Below are 20,361 nucleotides of genomic sequence, written 5' to 3' on the forward strand. Positions count from 1 at the left end.
CCGGACAGTGCTGTCAGGTGGTGGGGCGTGGCCGCTCGCGGGGTCGGGTCAGGCGTCGGCCTTACGGCCCAGCCGCCAGAGCGTCACGAACGAGAACGCCAGCGCGATGACGACGAGCATCCCGAGCGCCAGCAGCAGGTAGGTGGGCTCGTGCTGCCAGAGGGGGTCGTCGGCCTTCGGCCAGATCGCGCTCAGGTCCGACGTCGCGGCCGTACCCGCGTACCCCCAACGGGCGGGGGTGATCCAGGACAGCTGCTCCAGGACGGGCCGCCCGTTGACCGGGAACAGGCCGCCGCAGAAGACCAACTGGGCCATCACCGAGACGACCAGCAGCGGCATCACCTGCTCCGACGTCTTCACGAACGACGACATCACCAGACCGAGCGCGACCGCTGCGAACGCGGTGAACCAGCACGTGACGACGAGCTCGGCGGTCGGCGAGCCGAGCAGGATGGCGTCCTGCGGACCCGGCTTCACCAGCAGGACCAGCAGCACCATGATGATGCTCTGGATCAGGGTCAGGACGCCGAAGATCGTCATCTTGCCCCACAGGTACGCCTGGGGTGAGAGCCCGACGGCCTTCTCCCGCAGGAAGATCGCGCGTTCGCCGACGAGCTCGCGCACGCTGGCCGCCGTCCCCATGAAGATCGCCCCGACGATGAGCACGACGAGCAGCTGCATGGCCTCGGTGGTCCGCAGCTGGGGTGGGATCGGCATGCCGAGGCCGGACTTGCCGGGCACGACCATGGTCAGCACGGCCAGCACCATCGGCAGCAGCAGCATGAAGAGCGCGTAACCCTTGTCGGCGAGGATCACCCGCAGGTGACGGCGGGCCAGGGTCGACAGCTGCGAGGGGATCGACTGCTGACGCGGTGGCTTCTCGGGCGGTCCCGGCTGGAACGGGCGTGGCGCTCGCAGTGGCGCCTCGACCTGCTCCTGCATCAGCGGGGAGTGCTGGAACCGCTGCTTGGCGCCCTCGGCGTCGCGGGAAACCGCGGTGAACACGTCCGCGTGGTCGCTCGCGGCGAAGAAGGACAGCATCTCGTTCGGCGGACCGAAGTAGGCCACCTTGCCGCCCGGAGCGAGGAGCAGCACCTTGTCGCAGACGCCCAGGTTGGCGACCGAGTGGGTGATGACGACGACCGTGCGACCGCCGTCGGCGAGCCCGCGCAGCGTGTGCATGACCTGCTTGTCCAGGCCCGGGTCCAGGCCCGAGGTCGGCTCGTCCAGGAACAGCAGCGAGGGCCGGGTCAGCAGCTCCAGCGCCACGGACGTGCGCTTGCGCTGACCGCCGGAGAGCTTGTCGACGCGGGTGTCGGCGTGGTTGGTCAGGTCGAGCTCGTGCATGACCTCATCCACCCGCTGCTCGCGCAGGTGCTTGTCCAGGTCGTCCGGGAAGCGCAGCTCCGCCGCGAAGCGCAGGGCCTGCTTGACGGTCAGCTGCCGGTGAACGACGTCGTCCTGAGGAACCACGCCGATGCGGTGCCGCAGGTCCTGGTAGTTGTCGTAGAGGTCTCGTCCGTCGTAGTAGACCTCGCCGGACGTGGCCTGCTGGGAGCCGGTGAGCGCCTTGAGCAGGGTGGACTTGCCGGCGCCGGACGGACCGACGACCGCGAGCAGGCTGGAGCCCTCCAGCGCGAAGGAGACGTCGTCGAGCAGGACCTTGCCCGACTCGAGGGTGAAGGTCAGGTGGTTCGCGACGAAGTTGACGTCGCCCTCGTCGACGCTGGCCACGAGCTGGCCGTGCCGGACGGTGAACCGGCTGTGCCCGACGGCGAGCAGATCGCCCTCGGCCAGGCCCGCGTGCTGGACACGGCGACCGTTGACGTACGTCCCGTTGCGGCTGTCGAGGTCGTGCACGTCGAACCCGCCGGGCCGGGGCACGAGCCGGACGTGCTGGCGGGAGGCGAGCAGGTCGTCGACGACGATCTGGTTCTCCAGGCCGCGACCGATCGTGAAACCGGCGCCCACGCCTCGCTGGGGCTCCGGCACCGAGAGGACCTGGGGTACGGCGCCGGTGACGGTGGCACGCCCGGACGGCGTCCGGGTCGCCAGCGGACCGCTCGGCAGCGACCACCGGTCGAAGACGACGCCGGTGTGCGACGGGCTGGTCGGGAGCAGGCCGGCCTTGCGCTGGGGGAGCGGCTGGCTGAGCCGGGACGACCGGGCTTCCGCGGACTGCGCCGGGCCGGCCGGCGAGCCGCCTGCCGGTGCGTACGCGGCCTGCGCCGCGGCCGGCCGCGCGGCTGCTGGCTGGGAGGCGGAGGGCCGGGCGGCTGCGGGCTGGGAGGCGGAGGGCATGGGAGCCGAGGGCGTGCGGTGGGCGGTCGGACCCGTCGCGGGCCTGGGCAGCCGCTGACCCGCTGGGGGTGCGCCGGTCGCCGACGCGGGGGCGGTGTCGATCCGGATCTCGATCTCGGGTCCGTCGACCGCGCCGAGCCGTACGGCGGTGTCGCCGGTGAGCGGCACCGAGGAACGGGTCGCCAGCCGCTGGCCCGCGAGATAGGTGCCGTTGGAGCTGCCGAGATCGGTCAGGACCCAGGCACGACCGTCGAAGTGGACCTGGGCGTGGCGCCGCGACGCGCGCGCGTCGGCGACCGTGAGCTCACATCCGAGGTCGCGGCCGATGACCGCGGTCTGGCCCGGGCGTACCGGGTGTGGCCGGCCGTCGAAGACCAGCCGAAGATCGGGCGGGCCCGTGGGCGGTGTCGTCATGAGCTCTCCGTGATCAGGTCGCGGGCGTCCGGTCGGCAGCAAGCACCCACGAAACCGACTGCCTCGGCCTCGACCGTGACTTCCCCCGCAGGCGCCAGCCACCCTACCGATCGGCAGGGTGGCCGGGTGCGGCGATCAGATCGAGACGAGCCAGCCGTCCCGGACCTCGAACGTCGAGGCCCCGATACCGATGCGGTCACCTTCGTGCAGGTGCGTGCGTTCGATCCGACGTCCGTTGACGAAGGTCCCGTTCCGGCTGCCGAGGTCCTCCAGCACGAGGCCCTCGTCGTCCACGGTGATCCGCACGTGCTGGCGGGACACGAGCATGTCGTCCAGCACGATGGAGTTGGCGCGGCCGCGGCCGATGGTGAGGGCCTCCTCGGCCGCCTCCTGCCCCGAGGTCGGCGGCGCGACGGCCGGCGTCATCTGCGTCGGCAGCGCCTCGGCCGCCTCCGACGGGGCGAGCGGAGCGTTCGCGGCTGCGGGCGGACCGTCGTACGCCGGCGGCCGGCGGTCGCTCGGGACGTGCTGCTGCGGGGACTGGTACGGGGCCGAGGCAGGGGACTGCGCCCACGACGACGGCGCCTCGGGAGCCGAGGAGCGCTGCTGCTCGCCCCAGGGGACGCGGCTGCCCTGACCCGGCTCGGCACCCCAGGAGGCGGGGTCCGGTGCCGGCGAGGGCGTCGGGCTCGGAGCCGGTGGCTGAGGCGGGTTGCCCGGCTGGTCCGGGCTGTCCGGCTCTGACGGGCGGTCCGGTACGTCGGGCCCGGGCTGAGCGGGCACCTCGGGGCGCTCGGGGACGTCGGAGATCGACTCGCTGCGCGCGGGTGCGTCCGCCCAGCCGGCCGAGGAGGACGGTGCCTGCTGCCAGCCGCCGACGGCTGAGCCGCCGCCCTGGTACGCCGGTTCCTGGACGGGCGCCTGTCGCGAGCCGCCACGGGCCGAGGGACCCGACCACGCCGGCGCCCCGGTCGCGGAGGTGCTGCCCCACACGATCGGCGCCGCGGCCCCGGGGGCGGGCGCAGCGGCGTACTGGCCCTGGTCGTAGGGCGACTGACCCTGGTCGTACCCGCCCTGCGGCGACGAGGAGTAGCCCGGGTCGTACTGGGAGGCGTCGTACGACCCGGCCGGGTGGGCGCCACCGCGCGGCTGTGACTGGTACTCGCCGCTCGCGCTGTCCGGCGCGCGGTAGGCGTCATGGGGGTGAGTCATAGCGGTCTCCAGCCTCAGTCGGGTGGTCCTGCGTCCTGTCCTTGCGGCCAGCGTATCGCCGTGTGATCAGCGTCCTAGCGCGTCACGCTGTGGTTACTACCCTTTCAGTATGAGCAACAAGGGACATGTGCCGACCGGTCGGCACCGTGTGGTGATCATCGGCTCCGGGTTCGGGGGACTCTTCAGTGCGCGCGCTCTCAAGCGTGCCGACGTGGACGTCACCCTGATCTCCTCGACCACCCACCACCTGTTCCAGCCGCTGCTCTACCAGGTCGCGACCGGCATCCTGTCCGAGGGCCTGATCGCCCCGGCGACCCGTGAGGTACTGGCCCGTCAGCGCAACGCCGAGGTCATCTTCGGCCACGTCAACGAGATCGACCTCGAGCGCAAGCAGGTCGTCGCGAAGGCGCTGGACAGCACCGAGACGTACGACTACGACAGCCTGATCGTCGCGGCCGGCGCCGGTCAGTCCTACTTCGGCAACGACCAGTTCGCCCGCTTCGCGCCGGGCATGAAGTCGGTGGACGACGCCCTCGAGCTGCGCGGGCGCATCTTCGGCTCGTTCGAGCTCGCCGAGATCGCGGCGGCCGCGGGTCGGCACGACGAGGTCTCCGCGCTGATGACGTTCGTCGTCGTCGGCGCCGGGCCGACGGGCGTCGAGATGGCCGGCCAGATCAGCGAGCTGTCCCGGCGGACGCTGCGGCGCGACTTCCGCAACATCGACCCGACCGTCGCGCGCGTCGTCCTCCTGGACGCGGCGCCCTCGGTCCTGGGCGCGTTCGGCGACCGGCTCGGCAGCAAGGCGCAGCAGCGCCTGGAGCAGATGGGCGTGGAGGTCCAGCTGGGCGCCAAGGTCGTCGACGTCGACGCGACCGGCATCGAGATCGAGGACCAGGACGGCGAGCACCGCCGCATCGAGTCCATCTGCAAGGTCTGGGCGGCCGGCGTTCAGGCCAGCCCGCTCGGCCAGCAGCTGGCCGAGCAGTCCGGGGCCGGTGTCGACCGCGCCGGCCGGATCGAGGTGCAGCCCGACCTGACCCTGCCCGGCCACCCCGAGGTCCACGTCGTCGGCGACATGATCTCCCTCGATCGGCTGCCCGGAGTCGCGCAGGTCGCCATCCAGGGCGGGCGCTACGCCGCTCGTCAGATCAAGCGCGGCCTCGCGGGCGAGGCTCCCGAGGGCCCGTTCCGCTACAAGGACAAGGGCAGCATGGCGACGATCTCGCGGTTCAGCGCGGTCGCCAGCATCGGTCGGCTGCGGCTGTCCGGCTTCGTCGCGTGGGCGATGTGGCTGGCCGTCCACCTCGTCTACATCATCGGGTTCAAGAGCCGCATCACGACCCTGCTGCACTGGGCCGTCGCCTTCCTCGGCCGGGCCCGGGGCGAGCGCACCTCGACCGAGCAGCAGATCTACGCACGCCTCGCGCTCGAGCGTCTCGGGGACGACTTCACGCCCTCGCTGAACCTGGACCGGAACGCCGGCGAGCGGGTCGAGCAGACGGTCGGCTGAGCCCGCGCGGCGGTGGCCTGCGTGCGGCGACCTAGGGTGGCGGGCATGCCGCTGGACTACCCCATCCATCAACGCACGCTCGACAACGGGCTGCGGGTCGTCGTCTCACCCGATCACAGCGTGCCCACGGTCACCGTGAACCTCTGGGTCAACGTCGGCTCGCGGCACGAGCGGGAGGGCAAGACGGGGTTCGCCCACCTGTTCGAGCACCTGATGTTCCAGGGCTCGCGCAACGTCGCCGAGGGAGAGCACTTCTCGCGGCTGATGGCTCAGGGCGCCCGCCTCAACGCCACCACGTGGTTCGACCGCACCAACTACTTCGAGACGGTGCCCACCGGGGCGTACGAGCTCGCGCTGTGGATGGAGGCCGACCGGCACGGGTACCTCCTGGACGCCGTGAACCAGGGGAACCTGGACAACCAGCGCGACGTGGTCAAGGAGGAGAAGCGGCAGCGGTACGACAACCGCCCGTACGGCCACGCGCTGGAGGAGGTGTACGCCGCCGTCTTCCCCGCGGGCCATCCGTACCACCACTCGACGATCGGGTCGATGGCCGATCTGGACGCGGCGTCCCTGGAGGACGTGCACGACTTCTTCCGGCGCTACTACGGACCGAACAACACGGTCCTGACCCTGGTGGGGGACGTCACGGCGCAGGACGGCCTCGCTGCCGCGGAGCGCTACTTCGGACACCTCCCGGCCTCGGCTGAGTCGTCCCGCGGGCCGGTGGAGCCGCTGGAACCTCTGGCCGCCCCGGTCCGGGTCGAGCTGACCGAGGACGTCCCGAGCAACCGGCTCTACCTCGCCTTCCGGCTGCCGGTCGCGGGCTCGCCCGAGTTCGACGCCGCCGAGCTGGCGATGGACCTGCTCGGTGGCCTCGCGACCTCGCGCCTGTACCGCCGCATCGTGCGTCGCGAGCAGATCGCGACCTCGGTGTCCCGCACGGCGATGGGGCTGGTCGACGGCACCTCGCTCGGCCTGCTGGTCGCCGACGTCTCGGACGACGTGGATCCCGACGCGGTCGAAGAGGCAGTGTGCGAGGAGCTCGTCCGTCTCGGCGAGGAGGGCCCGACGGACGTGGAGATGGAGACGCTGCTCAACGACACCGAGCGGTGGTGGCTCTCGGCGCTCGCCTCCCACGACGAGCGGGCGGACACGATCAGCCAGTACACCCTGCTGCACGACGACCCGCAGTACGTGAACACCTACCTCGACAAGGTCGGCGCCATGACGCCGGAGCGCATCAGGGACGTCGCCGCACGGTGGCTCACCCCGCAGTGCCGAGCCGTCGTGGCCTACCGGAAGGAAGCCGGCGCATGAGCACCCCCGCCCGCCCGGACGTGGCACCCCCCGAGCCGTGGGCGTTCCCGGCGCCTGCCGAGCACCGGCTGTCCAACGGCATGCGAGCCCTGGTCTACCGGCTGCCCGGGCAGCACGTCGCCTCCACCCGGATCGCGCTGCCGTCCCTGCTGTCGGGCGAGCCGCGCTCGCGGGAGGGCGTGGCCTCCATCGTGTCGCGCACCATGGACGAGGGAACGCGCTCGCACACCGGTGAGGAGCTCGCCGAGCTGTTCGAGCGCAACGGCATCGGCCTGGGCGCGGGTGTCACCGAGCAGGGCCTGGTGGTGGAGGTCGAGGCCACGACCGCTCGGCTGGGTCGCGCGCTGGAGCTGACCACGGAGTGCCTCGGCGAGCCGGTCTTCGACGGGACCGAGGTCCGGCGACACGTCCGTCAGCGCCTCTCCGAGATCGACCACGAGCGCGCGGGCGCGGCGTCCCGGGCCGCCCTGGAGTGGGCTCGGACGTTCTACACCGACGACTCCCGCGGGTCCCGACCGACCGCCGGCGCGCGCGACACCGTCGAGCCGATCGAGAGCGCGGACTGCGCCTCGTACCACCGCTCGTGGGTCCGGCCGGAGGGTGGCACGGTCGTCGTGGCCGGCGACGTCGACGACGCCGCCGTGGTCGACGAGCTCGAGCGGACCATCGGCGCATGGGATGCCGAGCCTGCCTCTACCGCAACGGATCTCGCTGATGCGCGGGACGTACGCGACCCCCAGTCGCAGCGCATCGTCTTCGTCGATCGTCCGGGCTCGGTCCAGACCGAGATGTACGTCGGCACGCTGGGCCCGAACCGGCGGGCGGAGGGCGGCTGGGCCGCGTACCCGGCTCTGAGCTTCGTCCTCGGCGGCTCTCCCGGTGCGCGGGTGGACGCGTTGCTGCGTGAGGAGAAGGGCTACACGTACGGGATGCGGACCGTCTTCCGGCCGCGCCGCCACGACGGGGTCTTCGTCGCCGCCGGCTCGGTGCGGGGCGACGTCACGGCCGAGTCCCTCGAGCTGCTGGTCGGTGTGCTGGAGAGTGCGGCGGAAGGCTTCACCCAGGAGGAGACGCGGTCGGCGATCGACTACATCGGCATGACCGCACCCGCGCGCTACGCGACGGCGGACGCGGTCGCCGACGAGGCCGTACGGCTGCGGCTGGACGGCCTGGGCACGGGGTTCGTGACCGACTACCTCCAGCAGGTGCGCGACCTCACGCCGGAGCGGCTGCAGGAGGCGTGGGCGGCCGTCGTGGGCTCCTGGACGACGGTGCTGGTCGGGGACGCGGAGCAGCATGCCGATGCCGTCCGCGCCCTTGGGCTCGGTGAGGTCACCGTCATCGCGTGATAACGAGACCGCAAACACCTGTTTGCAAACAGATCTTTGCAAACAGGCGTTTGCGGTTTACGGTGAAGGCATGAGCCCCTCCGAAGGCACCGAGGACGCGACGCCGGTTGCTCGCACCGTCAGCAGTGTCGTGCCCGACGCCACCGCGCTGAAGGCGCTCACCCATCCCGTCCGGCTGCGGATGCTCGGCATGCTGCGGCTCGACGGTCCCGCGACGGCCACGCAGCTGGCGGACCGGCTGGACCTCAACTCCGGCGCCACCAGCTACCACCTGCGACAGCTCGCGCAGCACGGCTTCATCGAGGAGGACGACGCCCGCGGCAGCAAGCGCGACCGGTGGTGGCGTGCCCGTCACCAGTCGACGCACTTCCTCAAGGACGACTCCACGCAGGAGCAGCGGGAGGCCGGGATCGCGTTCGCCCAGGCCGCCCTGACCGTGCAGACCGCCAACGCCCAGCGCGCGGTCCAGGAGTACCTCGAGCTGCCGCCGGAGTGGCAGGAGACGGCCGGATCGAGCGACCAGACTCTGGTGCTGACCGCGGCTCAGGCGCGCGCACTGCGTGACCGGTTGTACGACGTCGTGCGCGAGGTGGCCGAGCAGACGCCTGCGCTCGGCGGCCCTCGACCGGAGGGCACCGAGCTCTACACCGTTCAGGTCCAGGCCTTTCCGCAGCCGGGACGGATCACTCACCGGGACGAAGAGGCCCAGCCATGAGCCGTCGCAGGCCCTTTGCCGCGCTGGCTGTAGCAGAGACGTTCTCCATCGCGGGAACGCGGCTGTCGACCATCGCGATCCCGTGGCTGGTGCTCACCACGACCGGCAGTGCGTCGCTCACCGGGCTGGTCGCGTTCGCCGAGATGCTGCCGTACGTCCTGTCCAAGGCCTTGGGTGGGCCGCTGATCGATCGCGTGGGAGCCCGCCGCGTCGCCGTGTCGTGCGATGCGGTCTCGGTCCTGGTGGTCGGGCTCGTGCCGCTGCTGCACCTGCTCGGGGCGCTGACGTTCCCCCTGCTGCTCCCGATCGTCTTCGCGATGGGTGCCCTCCGTGGACCTTCCGACAGCGCCAAGTACTCGATGGTGCCGGACGTGGCGGAGCAGGCCGACATGCCGCTGGAGCGCGTGACCGGCGTCGCCGGGGTGATCGAGCGGCTCGGGACCACCGTCGGGGCCGGTCTCGCCGGCGGTCTGGTGGCGCTGGTCGGGCCGAGCCAGGCGCTGGCGGTCAACGCCGCGACCTTCGCCCTCGCCGCACTTCTGGTCCGGTGGGGCATCCCCGCCACGCCGCGACCGGCGGAGCCGGTGGCCACCGGCGCGTCGATCACGACCTACCGGGACGAGCTCGAGGATGGCTGGGACTTCCTGCGCAAGGACGCCGTGCTGGTCGGGATCGTCACGATGCTGGCGCTCACCAACCTGCTGGACCAGGCGTGGAGCTCGGTGGTGCTGCCGGTGTGGATCAAGGACGCTGGCCACGGCGCCGGCCTGCTGGGGCTGATGTTCGCGGTCTTCTCGGCGTGCTCGGTCGGGGGTGCCGCGCTGGCCGCCGCGCTGGGGGAGCGACTGCCTCGACTGCCGGTGTACGCGGTCGCGTTCCTGGTCACCGGGCTGCCGCGGTTCCTGGTCTACGCCCTCGACTCACCGGTCGCCGTCGTCATGGTCACGCTGGCGGTCGCCGGCTTCGCCTCGGGGTTCCTCAACCCGATCCTCGGCGCGGTGATCTTCGAGCGCATCCCGAAGCCGCTGATGGGCCGGGTGTCCTCGTTGAGCACCGCTCTGTGCTGGGTGGGTATCCCGTTCGGCGGCCTGGTCGGCGGTGCGCTCGTCACGCTGGCCGGCGTCCGGTGGGCGATGCTCGGTCTCGGCCTGGCCTACTTCGTGGTGACGCTGCTGCCGCTGGCCCGCCGCAGCTTCCGTGAGTTCGGCTCGGCCCCGCGGCGCGCGACGGCGGACGAGACAGCCGCCGAGGTCCGCGGCGACCAGCCCGTCGTTCCGGCGCCCTGACTGCGATCGGTGCTCCTGACGCGGTTCGAGCTGCGTCAGGAGCACCGATCTCGGTTCGATCCGAGGAGCGCCGCCGTCAGAAGGCGGCGGCGAGGACGTCCAGGCCCTCCAGCAGCAGCTCGTCGCTGATCACCAGCGGCGGCAGCAGCCGGATGACGTTGCCGTACGTGCCGCAGGTGAGGATCACGACGCCCTGCTCGTGGCACTTCTTCGCGACCGCGGCGGTCAGTGCGGCATCGGGCTCGGTCGTGCCGGGCTTGACGATCTCGATCGCCAGCATGCCGCCGCGCCCGCGGACGTCGCCGATCGCGGGGTTGGCCTGCTGCAGCTCGCGCAGCCGGCCGAGGGCGAGGTCCTCGATGTGCTGCGCGCGCTCGACGAGGTTCTCCTCGCGCATCGTCTCGATGGCCCCGAGTGCCGCGGCGCACGCGACCGGGTTGCCGCCGTACGTGCCGCCGAGGCCACCGGAGTGGACGGAGTCCATCAGCTCGGCGCGGCCGGTGACCGCAGCGAGCGGGAGTCCGCCGGCGATGCCCTTGGCGGTGGTGACGAGGTCCGGGACGACGCCCTCGTGGTCGGAGGCGAACCACGCGCCGGTGCGGGCGAACCCGCTCTGCACCTCGTCGGCGATCAGCACGATGCCGTTGTCGGTGCACCACGCTGCGATGGCGGCGAGGAACCCCGGAGCCGGGACGATGAAGCCGCCCTCACCCTGGATCGGCTCGATGATCAGCGCGGCGATGTCGGAGGCGCCGACGGCCTTCTCGGCGGCGAGGATCGCGCGCTGCGCGGCCTGCTCACCGGTCATGCCCTCCGGGTCGCGGAACGGGTAGGACGTCGGCACCCGGTAGACGTCGGACGCGAACGGACCGAAGCCCTTCTTGTACGGCATCGCCTTGGCTGTGAGCGCCATCGTCAGGTTGGTCCGGCCGTGGTAAGCGTGGTCGACCGCGACGACGGCCTGCCGGCCGGTGGCGTACCTGGCGATCTTCACGGCGTTCTCGACGGCCTCGGCGCCGGAGTTGAACAGCGCGGACTTCTTCGCGTGGTCGCCGGGGGTGAGCTCGGCGAGCTGCTCGCAGACCTGCACGTACCCCTCGTACGGGCTGATCATGAAGCACGTGTGGGTGATGTCGGCGACCTGCCGCTGCACGCCCTCGACGACGCGCGGCGCGGACGAGCCGACCGTCGTCACCGCGATGCCCGACCCGAGGTCGATCAGCAGGTTGCCGTCGACGTCCTCGATGATCCCGCCGGACGCGCGCGCGGCGTACACGGGCATCACGGAGCCGACGCCACCGGCGACGACGTTCGCACGGCGGGCGGCCAGCTCCTGCGAGCGGGGACCGGGCAGGGCGGTCTTGATCTCTCGGCGCTGCGGGACCTCGGTGGTCACGGCGGTCATGGGGGCTCCTTCCGACATGCCGGCTCAGACCGGGTCATCCTCCCACCGCCGGTCGAGCGCCGACACCGGGGCCGCGTGCAGGGCCTCAGCCCGTCGGCAGGGTGTCGGCGTCCGCGCGGGTCCCGAGCCGCGCCAGGACGTCGTCGTGCAGCAGGCCGTTGGTCGACAGCGCGTTGCCGCTCCAGCAGCCCTCGCGACCGTCCAGACCGGTGAACCGGCCGCCCGCCTCCTGCACGATCGGGACCAGGGCGGCCATGTCGTACACCGCGAGCTCGGGCTCGGGGGCGATGTCGACGGCGCCCTCGGCTACCAGCATGTGCGACCAGAAGTCGCCGTACGCCCGGGTGCGCCAGCAGTCGTCCATCAGGTCGAGCAGCTGGTCACGGCGACCGACCTTCGCCCACCCGCCGAGTGAGGAGTACGACATCGACGCATCGGAGACCCTCGACACCTTGGAGACACCGATGCGCTTGGCCGAGGACAGGCTCCGACCGGTCCACGCGCCCGAGCCCGTGGCGGCCCACCAGCGCCGGTTCAGGGCCGGTGCGGCGACCAGACCGAGGACCGGCTTCTCGTCGACGACCAGGCCGATCAGGGTCGCCCACACGGGCACGCCCCGGACGAAGTTCTTGGTGCCGTCGATCGGGTCGATCACCCAGCGCCGTGGCCCGTGGCCGGTGGTCTCGAACTCCTCGCCGGAGACCGCGTCGCGGGGGCGGGTCCGCTTCAGCTGACCGCGGATCAGCTCCTCGGCCGCGAGGTCGGCGTCGGAGACGGGGGAGAGGTCCGGCTTGGTCTCCACGACCAGGTCGCTCGCCTTGAACCGCCTGGTGGTGGTGGATTCGACCGCGTCCGCCAGCACGTGGGCCAGGCGGAGGTCGTCGTCGTACGTCGGCACCCGGCCGACCGTAGCCGAACCGGGGCGTCCGTCAGCGCACTTCGGGCTCAACCCCGTCTGCGTCGCGGGTCAGCAGCCAGGCCTGGTGCAGCGTCACGATCGCCGCCACCCAGCCGAGGCCGAGCACCCACCCCGCACAGACGTCCGTCAACCAGTGATGCCCGAGGAAGACGCGCGACAGACCCATGGCGAGCGCCCACAGTGCGCAGAGTGCCACCACCAGCGCGCGGAGCCAGGGCCGCAGGACCGCGCGCAGCAGCAGGTAGCCGACGATCCCGGCCAGGACGGTCGCCATCAGGGCGTGGCCGCTCGGGAAGGACGGGGACGACTCGTACGGCGGCACGGCGTCGCGCAGCGGCGGCCGAGCCCGACCGATGACCGCCTTCCCGACGGACGTCATGGCGAGCCCGCCGGCGAGGCCGATGGCACCGAGCACCAGCGGCTCCACGCTGCGCCGCCACAGCGCGACCGCCAGCAGGATCACGCCGGCGATCACCGGGAACCACAGGGGGCCGCCGAGGTCGGTGAACCAGGTGACAGCCTCCTTGTTGGCCGGGGTCCGCATCCGCTCGGCGGAACGCAGGACGGGTTGGTCCAGGCCGGCGAGATGCCCGCCGTCCTCGACCGACTCGTACACCTGCGCGGCAGACGCGGTCAGTCCCAGGCTGAGCACGACTCCGAGGACGAGTAGGGCGAGCACGACGATGTGCTCGCGCAGCCAGTCCCGACGGGCGGCCACCGGTCGGACGGCCTTGTCGACGACGAAGCGGGCGGCGCGGCGGCCGGGTGTGCGCGACGACACCCCTGACGACGTCGCGGGCGGAGGCACGAGCCCGGCTACTCGGACTCACCCGAGCGGGATCGCAGCAGCCGGCGCAACGACTCCAGCCGAGAGGGCCCGGCCGGGCCGGCGTGGCCCTCCGCCACCCAGTCGTCCAGGGCGCACTCCTCCTCGTCGTGAGTGCAACCGCGCGGGCACTCGGCGGTGCCCGGTTCCAGGTCGGGGAAGAGCTTGACGATCTTCGTCGGGTCGACGTGGGCGAGGCCGAACGAGCGGACGCCGGGGGTGTCGACCACCCACCCTCCGTCCTTCAGCGCCAGCGCGACGGCCGACGTGGAGGTGTGCCGCCCGCGGCCGGTGACGGCGTTCACGTGGCCGATGGCCCGCTCCGAGCCCGGCACGAGCGCGTTGACCAGGGTCGACTTGCCGACACCGGAGTGACCGACCAGGACGCTGACGCGGTCGACCAGCTGCTCGTGGACCTCCTCGAGACCGGCGATGCCGTCCTGGGTGACCGAGGTGACGACGTACGGCACGTCCAGCGGCGCGTACCGGCTCAGGAAGTCCTCGGCGGGGCGCAGGTCCGCCTTGGTGAGGACGAGCAGCGGGTCCATGCCGGCGTCGTACGCGGCGACGAGGCAGCGGTCGACCATGCGGGGGCGTGGCTCGGGGTCGGCGAGCGCGGTGACGATGACGAGCTGGTCGGCGTTGGCGACGATGACGCGTTCGACGGGGTCGGTGTCGTCGGCCGTGCGGCGCAGCACGCTGCTGCGCTCCTCGATGCGGACGATGCGCGCGAGCGTGCCCTCGGCCCCGCTGGTGTCACCGACGAGCGCCACCCGGTCGCCCACGACGATGCTCTGCCGGCCCAGCTCCCTGGCCCGCATGGCGATGACCGTCCGGCCGTCCACGAGCACCGTCCGGCGCCCGCGGTCGACGCCGGTGACGAAGCCGATGACGGCGTCCTTGTGGGCGGGCCGTTCCTTCGTGCGGGGCCGAGAACCCTTGCGGTTCGGACGAATTCGTACGTCGCTCTCGTCGTAGCGGCGAGCCGACGTCACGGGCGCGTCCTCACGCCCGCCCCAGCAGGGCGGTCCAGCGTTCGGTGAAGTCGGGCAGGGTCTTTCCGGTGGTGGCGACGTCCTGGATGACGATGCCCGGCACGCGGAGTCCGAGCACCGCGGCGGCCATCGCCATCCGGTGGTCGCCGTAGGTGTGCATCAGGCCGCCGTGCAGCCGCCGCGGGTGGATGACGAGGCCGTCCTCGGTCTCGTCGCAGTCGCCGCCGAGCCGGCGCAGCTCGGTGCTGATCGCCGCCAGGCGGTCGGTCTCGTGCCCGCGCAGGTGGGCGATGCCCCGCAGCCGCGAGGGCGACGACGCGAGCGCGGCGACCGCGGCGACGACCGGCGTGAGCTCGCCGACGTCGTGCAGGTCGATGTCCACACCCTCGACGGCACCGGAACCGCGGACGGTGAGGCCGTCGCGGCCGAGGCTCACCTCGGCACCCATCGCGTCGAGGATGTCGCGGATGGCGTCTCCGGCCTGCGTCGTGAACTGCGGCCAGGACGGAACGCGCACCGTTCCGCCGACCACCAGCGCCGCCGCGACGAACGGTGCCGCGTTGGACAGGTCGGGCTCGACCTCCACATCGAGGGAGTGGATCTCCGACGGTTCGACCCGCCAGGCGTTGGCGTCGCCGTCGTCCACGACCACGCCGGCGTCCCGCAGCGCCTCCACCGTCATGTCGACGTGCGGCTGGGACGGCAGCGGCTTGCCCTCGTGGACGACCGTGACGCCGGTGTCGAACCGTGCCCCCGCCAGCAGGAGGGCGGAGACGAACTGGGAGGACGCCGAGGCGTCCATCACGACCGTGCCGCCCGCGACCGATCCGGTGCCGTGGACCGTGAACGGCAGGCACGGCGTACCCGCGTCCTCGATCTCGACACCGAGTGAGCGCAGCGCGTGCAGCACTGGTCCCATCGGCCGCGAGCGTGCGTGCTCGTCGCCGTCGAAGGCGACCGGTCCGCGAGCAAGGGCCGCGACCGGCGGGACGAACCGCATGACCGTGCCCGCCAGCCCGGTGGCGACGCTGGCCGGCCCGCGCAGCTCGCCGGGCCGGACCAGCCAGTCACCACCGACGTCCGAGATGTCCGTCCCGAGGCGGCGCAGTGCCTCGGCCATGAGCAGGGTGTCGCGCGAGCGCAACGGCCGGCGCAGCAGGCTCTCGTCGCCGGCGAGGGCGGCGAGCACCAGGTACCTGTTGGTCAAGGACTTGCTGCCCGGGACGGTCACCGTCGCGTCGATCGGCGCCTCGGCGTACGGGGCGGGCCAGTCGGCGTCGACGGTGGCGGGCGATGGTCGAGCAGGCATCAGGGCAGTGAGCTCCCCGCCTGGGTCGCGAGCAGCTTCGCCTCACGACGCGCCGCGCGGGCGGCTCGCCGGGCACCACGGCGCGACTGGTCGGCGCCCTGGGCGGCCCGCCAGCGCAGGCTCGGCTTGCCGGCCGTGTCGACGGCGGCCAGGATCACGCCGCCGAGGATGGCGGCGTTGCGGAAGAAGCCGGACTTCTTCTGCGCCTTGCGCGCCGGGTCGGTCTCGGCCCAGAACCCCTCGTGCACGTAGGTGCTGGGGCCCATGAGCGCGCCGACCAGGACCGCGGCGGGGCGCGGGAACCGGCCGGTGCCCAGCAGCGCGGCACCCACCAGCTGGGCGCCGCCGACCCCGCGGACGATCAGCTCCGGGTCGTTGGGTACGCCCGTCTCCTTGGCGGCCTTCTCGACGAACGGTGCGAGCTCCTCGGCGTGCGCCTTGGGCGTGCGCACATTGTTGAGGCCCTCGTAGACGAAGTACGAGGCGAGCAGGGGACGTGCCAGGCGACGAACGAGCATGCGTTCCACTCCTTGCGTGGGTCGGGGGTGCTTCTCCTGGGCCTACGGTATGCCCGCGCGGCGTCCGGGCGGGAGATGAGTCCGTGGACGCGCCTATGCTCGCCATCATGTGCGGCCGCTATGCCTCGAGCGCGAGCGCCGAGGACCTGATCGACGAGTTCGACATCGACGAGGACCGCTTGGAGGAGGCCACCCGCAGCGTCCTGGTCAACCCGCAGGACCCGCCGGTGGGTGAGCCGGACTTCAACGTGGCGCCCACCAAGCAGACCCCGGTCGTCCTGACCCGCAGGCCGCGGGGCGACGCCGACGGCGACCCGACCCGTCAGCTCCGGCTGCTCACCTGGGGACTGGTGCCGCCGTGGTCGAAGGACGTCAAGGTCGGCACGCGCATGATCAACGCCCGGTCGGAGGACATCCTGGGCAGCCGGGCGTACGCCAAGGCGGCCATCTCCCGGCGCTGCCTGATCCCCGCCGACGGCTGGTACGAGTGGCAGGCCAGCCCGACCGCGGTCGACGCGAAGGGGAAGCCGCGCAAGCAGCCGTTCTACGTCCGCCGCGCGGACGGGGACCGCATCGCCTTCGCCGGGGTGTACGAGTTCTGGAAGGACCGCAGCAAGGAACCCGACGACCCGCTCGCCTGGCTCGCCTCGTACGCGATCATCACCACCGCCGCGGAGCCCGGGCTGGACCGGATCCACGACCGGCAGCCCATGGTCCTGGACCGCGGGGACTGGCAGGCGTGGCTGGATCCGGGGCAGAAGGACCCGGACGTCGTCGAGCGACTCCTGCAGGGCGCGCCGCCGGGGCGGTTCGAGGCCTGGCCGGTCAGCCGGGCCGTCAGCAGCAACCGCAACAACGGGCCCGCGCTCGTCGATCCGGTGGGTCAGGAGGAGCTCGACGGCGTCGTCGACCCGATGACCGGCGAAGTCATCGGGGCGCGCTAGTCGTGGCGGTCCGGGAGATCGAGACGCCGGTCGGGACGGCCCGCGCCCATGTGCTGCGGGCCGGCGACCCCCGGGGCTCGGTCGTGCTCAGCCACGGTGCCGGCGGCGGCATCGGCGCCAAGGACCTGGAGGCGCTGCGGGCGATCGTCGACGAGGGCTGGACGTACGTGCTGGTCGAGCAGCCGTGGCGGGTGGCGGGCAAGCGGCTGGCACCTCCACCGGCGACACTGGACCGGGCGTGGCTACCGGTGATGGCCGCCCTGACCTCGGGGCGCTGGAGGCTGCCGAGGCCGCTGGTCCAGGGTGGGCGCTCGGCCGGTGCCCGGGTCGGGTGCCGTACGGCCGTCCAGGTCGGTGCGGACGCCGTCCTCGCGCTGTCGTTCCCGCTGCACCCGCCGGGCCGGCCGGAGAGCTCGCGGGCGGCCGAGGCGCGGCTGGTGCTCGACGCCGGCCTCCCGTTCGCCGTCGTGCAGGGTGACCGCGACCCGTTCGGATCACCCGAGGACGTCCGCGAGGCGCTCGGCGCGCGGGCCCACGTGTTCCGGGCGCGCGGCGACCACAGCTTCAGCAAGCACCCCGAGGACGTCGTCGACGAGGTGCGTTCCTGGCTCAACACCCTCTCGGCCTGATCGCACGCAGGCATAGCCTGGCCGCATGGCGCTCACGATCGGGTACAAGGCATCAGCCGAGCAGTTCGACCCCCGCGAGCTCGTCGAGCTCGCCGTCCATGCCGAGTCGGTGGGGCTGGACTCGGCGTTCGCCTCCGACCACTTCCAGCCGTGGAGGCACAACGGCGGTCACGCCCCGCACGCCCTGACCTGGCTCGCGGCTGCAGGGGAGCGGACCGAGCGGATCCGGCTCGGCACCTCGGTCCTCACCCCGACGTTCCGGTACAACCCGGCGGTTCTCGCCCAGACGTTCGCCACCCTCGGCTGCCTCTACCCGGGTCGGGTGATTCTCGGGGTCGGCACCGGTGAGGCCCTCAACGAGATCGCCGTCGGCCAGCAGGAGTGGCCGGAGTTCAAGGAGCGGTTCGGCCGGCTGCGGGAGTCCGTACGGCTGATGCGACGGCTGTGGACCCAGGAGCGGGTGACCTTCGAGGGCGACTACTACCGCACCTCGGACGCCACGATCTACGACCGCCCCGACGAGCCGATCCCGGTGTACGTCGCCGCCGGCGGTCCGACCGTGGCGAAGTACGCGGGCCGGATGGGCGACGGGATGATCTGCACCTCCGGGAAGGGTCGCGAGCTGTACGCCGACCAGCTCGTGCCGGCGATGCACGACGGCATGGCGGCCGGCGAGCGGGACGCCGGATCGGTGGAGCAGCTGCTCGAGGTCAAGGTGTCCTACGACACCGACCCCGACCAGGCGCTGGAGAACACCCGGTTCTGGGCGCCGCTGTCGCTGACCGCGGAGCAGAAGCACTCGGTGCACGACCCGCAGGAGATGGAGCGCGTCGCCGACGAGCTACCGATCGAGCAGGTCGCCTCGCGGTGGATCGTCGCCTCGGAGCCGGAGACCGTGGTCGAGCAGCTCAAGCCGTACCTGGACCTCGGCTTCAGCCACCTGGTCTTCCACGCGCCGGGGCACGACCAGCGGCGGTTCCTCGACCAGTTCTCGCGCGACGTCGTCCCGCTGCTGCGGGAGCAGTCGGCCTAGAGCGCACCGCCGGCAGCCGTCGGCGCGGAGCTGTCCTCGCCCTGGTCGCCGACGCGCTCGCGGGCCAGGTGGTCCTCGATCTGGAACCAGTCCTTGCCGGCGCGCTCGGCGATCGTGAGCAGCGTGTTCATGGCGGCGACCTCCTCGACCTGCTCCTTGAGGAACCAGAGCATGAACTGCTCGCCGAGGACGTCACCCTCGGACCGGGCTGCTCGGAAGAGGGCCTCGATCTGGGTCGTGACGATCTTCTCCTGGGACAGCGCCAGGGCGATCGGCTCGGTCGGCGCCTCGAAGTCGCCGCGCACCTCGTCGACGCCGGGGATGCGGACGCCCCAGTCGCGGTCGAGGAGGTACCGCACGATCATCATGGCGTGGTTGCGCTCCTCGACGGCCTGCGCGTAGAAGTGCGACGCCAGCCGGGGGAGGTCGTGGTCGTCGAACCACACCGCGATCGCGATGTACTGCTGCGAGGCGGTGAACTCATGCCGTACCTGGTCGCACAGCAGGTCACGGAAGCTCTGGGCGGTCTTGGCGCGAGGCATGCCGGAAAACGTACTGGTTCTCAGGCGGCCGCGGGAATGGGTGAACGCGTCGGCGGCGTTGACGCCGGTGTGCTCCTCGTGGGCACGCGCCGCTTGCCGACAGCAGAAGGAGCTCTCGTTGCTGCTCGCCGCCTGTACGCCGACCGGGTACCGCACCGATGGGGTGCGATCCGGCTCGGAGACGCCTGTGTCCGACCGAGGACTAAACTGGTCAGCGATGACTGACGAGTCCGTCTCCTCGGAGACACCGAACGACCGGACCACCGACGACGCCACCGTGGATGTCGCGGCCGAGACCCCTGCCGAGCGGGCCGCGCGCTTCGAGCGCGAGGCGATGCCCTTCCTGGACCAGCTGTACAGCGCCGCCCTGCGCACGACGCGCAACCCGAGCGACGCCGAGGACCTGGTGCAGGAGACGTTCGCCAAGGCGTACGCCGCGTTCCACCAGTACAAGCCCGGCACCAACCTCAAGGCCTGGCTGTACCGGATCCTCACGAACACCTACATCAACACCTACCGCAAGAAGCAGCGGCAGCCGCAGCAGTCCGACTCCTCCGACATCGAGGACTACCAGCTGGCCCGCGCCGAGGCGCACAGCTCCAGCGGGCTGCGCTCGGCCGAGGTCGAGGCTCTGGACCACCTGCCGGACGCCGACGTGAAGCGGGCCCTGCAGCAGCTGCCCGACGACTTCCGGATGGCGGTCTACCTCGCCGATGTCGAGGGGTTCGCGTACAAGGAGATCGCCGAGATCATGGAGACTCCGATCGGCACCGTCATGTCGCGGCTGCACCGCGGCCGTCGCCAGCTGCGCGAGCTGCTGACGGACTACGCCCTGGAGCGTGGCTTCATCCGTGAGGGAGCGCCGTCGTGACCAAGCCCGAGTGCCAGGCCGTCATGGAGCAGATCTACGCCTACCTGGACGGCGAGCTCGACCGCGCGTCGCAGGAGCGGCTCAAGCACCACCTGCTGGAGTGCCCGCCTTGCGTGGATGAGTACGAGCGGGACCTGCTGCTGAAGTCGCTGCTGCAGCGCTCCTGCGCGTGCGAGGAGGCGCCCACCGCGCTGCGCGCCCAGATCATGACGCGCATCTCCATCACCGTCACGAGCGTGCAGGTCGAGCGCGACTGACCACAC

The 20,361-nt window shown here is 72.0% G+C and carries 19 protein-coding genes; 10 read left to right on the plus strand and 9 right to left on the minus strand.

Annotated features, from left to right (window positions below):
• Positions 1 to 48: 48 nt before the first annotated feature.
• Together P4R38_RS12450 and P4R38_RS12455 are read right to left on the minus strand one after the other, a co-directional pair.
• Complete coding sequence (locus tag P4R38_RS12450; RefSeq protein WP_277192406.1) at positions 49 to 2,715, minus strand: ATP-binding cassette domain-containing protein; 2,667 nt, start codon at positions 2,713 to 2,715, stop codon at positions 49 to 51.
• A 135-nt stretch (positions 2,716 to 2,850) separates the two neighbouring features.
• Positions 2,851 to 3,927 (minus strand): FHA domain-containing protein, encoded by a 1,077-nt coding sequence (locus tag P4R38_RS12455; protein WP_277192407.1) that lies wholly within the window; start codon positions 3,925 to 3,927, stop codon positions 2,851 to 2,853.
• Positions 3,928 to 4,036: 109 nt separating this feature from the next.
• On the opposite strand from P4R38_RS12455, the gene P4R38_RS12460 reads away from it, so the two are divergent.
• The 5 genes from P4R38_RS12460 (at position 4,037) to P4R38_RS12480 (ending at position 10,107) form a co-directional block, all read left to right on the plus strand.
• Positions 4,037 to 5,437: an NAD(P)/FAD-dependent oxidoreductase gene (locus P4R38_RS12460; protein ID WP_277192408.1), complete on the plus strand. Its 1,401-nt coding sequence runs from the start codon at positions 4,037 to 4,039 to the stop codon at positions 5,435 to 5,437.
• Between the two features lie 45 nt (positions 5,438 to 5,482).
• The gene (locus P4R38_RS12465) at positions 5,483 to 6,757 is read left to right on the plus strand and encodes a M16 family metallopeptidase (RefSeq protein WP_275238376.1); all 1,275 of its coding nucleotides are present in this window, start codon (positions 5,483 to 5,485) and stop codon (positions 6,755 to 6,757) included.
• Positions 6,754 to 8,106: a M16 family metallopeptidase gene (locus tag P4R38_RS12470; protein WP_275238377.1), complete on the plus strand. Its 1,353-nt coding sequence runs from the start codon at positions 6,754 to 6,756 to the stop codon at positions 8,104 to 8,106. Before P4R38_RS12465 ends, P4R38_RS12470 begins: the two co-directional genes overlap by 4 nt.
• A gap of 70 nt (positions 8,107 to 8,176) precedes the next feature.
• Positions 8,177 to 8,821: an ArsR/SmtB family transcription factor gene (locus P4R38_RS12475; RefSeq protein WP_275238378.1), complete on the plus strand. Its 645-nt coding sequence runs from the start codon at positions 8,177 to 8,179 to the stop codon at positions 8,819 to 8,821.
• Positions 8,818 to 10,107 (plus strand): MFS transporter, encoded by a 1,290-nt coding sequence (locus P4R38_RS12480; protein ID WP_275238379.1) that lies wholly within the window; start codon positions 8,818 to 8,820, stop codon positions 10,105 to 10,107. The genes P4R38_RS12475 and P4R38_RS12480 overlap by 4 nt, the downstream gene beginning before the upstream one ends.
• Before the next feature lie 76 nt (positions 10,108 to 10,183).
• Here the strand turns inward: P4R38_RS12480 and gabT are convergent, their stop codons facing one another.
• The 6 genes from gabT to P4R38_RS12510 form a co-directional block, all read right to left on the minus strand.
• Entirely contained in the window at positions 10,184 to 11,512 is a 1,329-nt protein-coding gene (gabT, locus tag P4R38_RS12485) for a 4-aminobutyrate--2-oxoglutarate transaminase (protein WP_275238380.1), read from the minus strand.
• Positions 11,513 to 11,597: 85 nt separating this feature from the next.
• The gene (hisN, locus tag P4R38_RS12490; RefSeq protein ID WP_275238381.1) at positions 11,598 to 12,410 is read right to left on the minus strand and encodes a histidinol-phosphatase; all 813 of its coding nucleotides are present in this window, start codon (positions 12,408 to 12,410) and stop codon (positions 11,598 to 11,600) included.
• Between the two features lie 31 nt (positions 12,411 to 12,441).
• On the minus strand, positions 12,442 to 13,212 hold the full coding sequence (locus P4R38_RS12495; protein ID WP_277192409.1) for a phosphatase PAP2 family protein: 771 nt from the start codon (positions 13,210 to 13,212) through the stop codon (positions 12,442 to 12,444).
• A 35-nt stretch (positions 13,213 to 13,247) separates the two neighbouring features.
• Positions 13,248 to 14,252 (minus strand): ribosome small subunit-dependent GTPase A, encoded by a 1,005-nt coding sequence (gene rsgA, locus P4R38_RS12500; protein WP_277192410.1) that lies wholly within the window; start codon positions 14,250 to 14,252, stop codon positions 13,248 to 13,250.
• 10 nt (positions 14,253 to 14,262) lie between these two features.
• Positions 14,263 to 15,561 (minus strand): 3-phosphoshikimate 1-carboxyvinyltransferase, encoded by a 1,299-nt coding sequence (aroA, locus tag P4R38_RS12505; protein ID WP_277192411.1) that lies wholly within the window; start codon positions 15,559 to 15,561, stop codon positions 14,263 to 14,265.
• Positions 15,561 to 16,079: a DoxX family protein gene (locus P4R38_RS12510; protein WP_277192412.1), complete on the minus strand. Its 519-nt coding sequence runs from the start codon at positions 16,077 to 16,079 to the stop codon at positions 15,561 to 15,563. Before P4R38_RS12510 ends, aroA begins: the two co-directional genes overlap by 1 nt.
• 107 nt (positions 16,080 to 16,186) lie before the next feature.
• On the opposite strand from P4R38_RS12510, the gene P4R38_RS12515 reads away from it, so the two are divergent.
• Genes P4R38_RS12515 through fgd form a run of 3 tightly spaced genes read left to right on the plus strand, consistent with a single transcriptional unit; the run spans position 16,187 to position 18,685 of the window.
• Positions 16,187 to 17,023 (plus strand): SOS response-associated peptidase, encoded by an 837-nt coding sequence (locus P4R38_RS12515; RefSeq protein ID WP_277192470.1) that lies wholly within the window; start codon positions 16,187 to 16,189, stop codon positions 17,021 to 17,023.
• Positions 17,024 to 17,025: 2 nt separating this feature from the next.
• The gene (locus tag P4R38_RS12520) at positions 17,026 to 17,652 is read left to right on the plus strand and encodes an alpha/beta hydrolase family protein (protein ID WP_277192413.1); all 627 of its coding nucleotides are present in this window, start codon (positions 17,026 to 17,028) and stop codon (positions 17,650 to 17,652) included.
• 25 nt (positions 17,653 to 17,677) lie between these two features.
• A complete protein-coding gene (fgd, locus tag P4R38_RS12525; RefSeq protein WP_277192414.1) occupies positions 17,678 to 18,685 on the plus strand; it encodes a glucose-6-phosphate dehydrogenase (coenzyme-F420) in 1,008 nt (335 codons plus the stop codon).
• Here fgd and P4R38_RS12530 read toward each other — a convergent pair.
• Positions 18,682 to 19,227, minus strand: coding sequence for a ferritin (locus P4R38_RS12530; protein WP_275238388.1), 546 nt, complete (start codon positions 19,225 to 19,227; stop codon positions 18,682 to 18,684). The genes fgd and P4R38_RS12530 overlap by 4 nt on opposite strands.
• A gap of 217 nt (positions 19,228 to 19,444) precedes the next feature.
• On the opposite strand from P4R38_RS12530, the gene P4R38_RS12535 reads away from it, so the two are divergent.
• Positions 19,445 to 20,098 (plus strand): sigma-70 family RNA polymerase sigma factor, encoded by a 654-nt coding sequence (locus tag P4R38_RS12535; RefSeq protein ID WP_275238389.1) that lies wholly within the window; start codon positions 19,445 to 19,447, stop codon positions 20,096 to 20,098.
• Positions 20,095 to 20,355, plus strand: coding sequence for a mycothiol system anti-sigma-R factor (rsrA, locus tag P4R38_RS12540; RefSeq protein WP_275238390.1), 261 nt, complete (start codon positions 20,095 to 20,097; stop codon positions 20,353 to 20,355). Before P4R38_RS12535 ends, rsrA begins: the two co-directional genes overlap by 4 nt.
• The last annotated feature ends 6 nt before the right edge of the window (positions 20,356 to 20,361 follow it).

This window comes from Luteipulveratus flavus, from assembly GCF_029439465.1.
GTDB classification, from domain to species: domain Bacteria; phylum Actinomycetota; class Actinomycetes; order Actinomycetales; family Dermatophilaceae; genus Luteipulveratus; species Luteipulveratus flavus.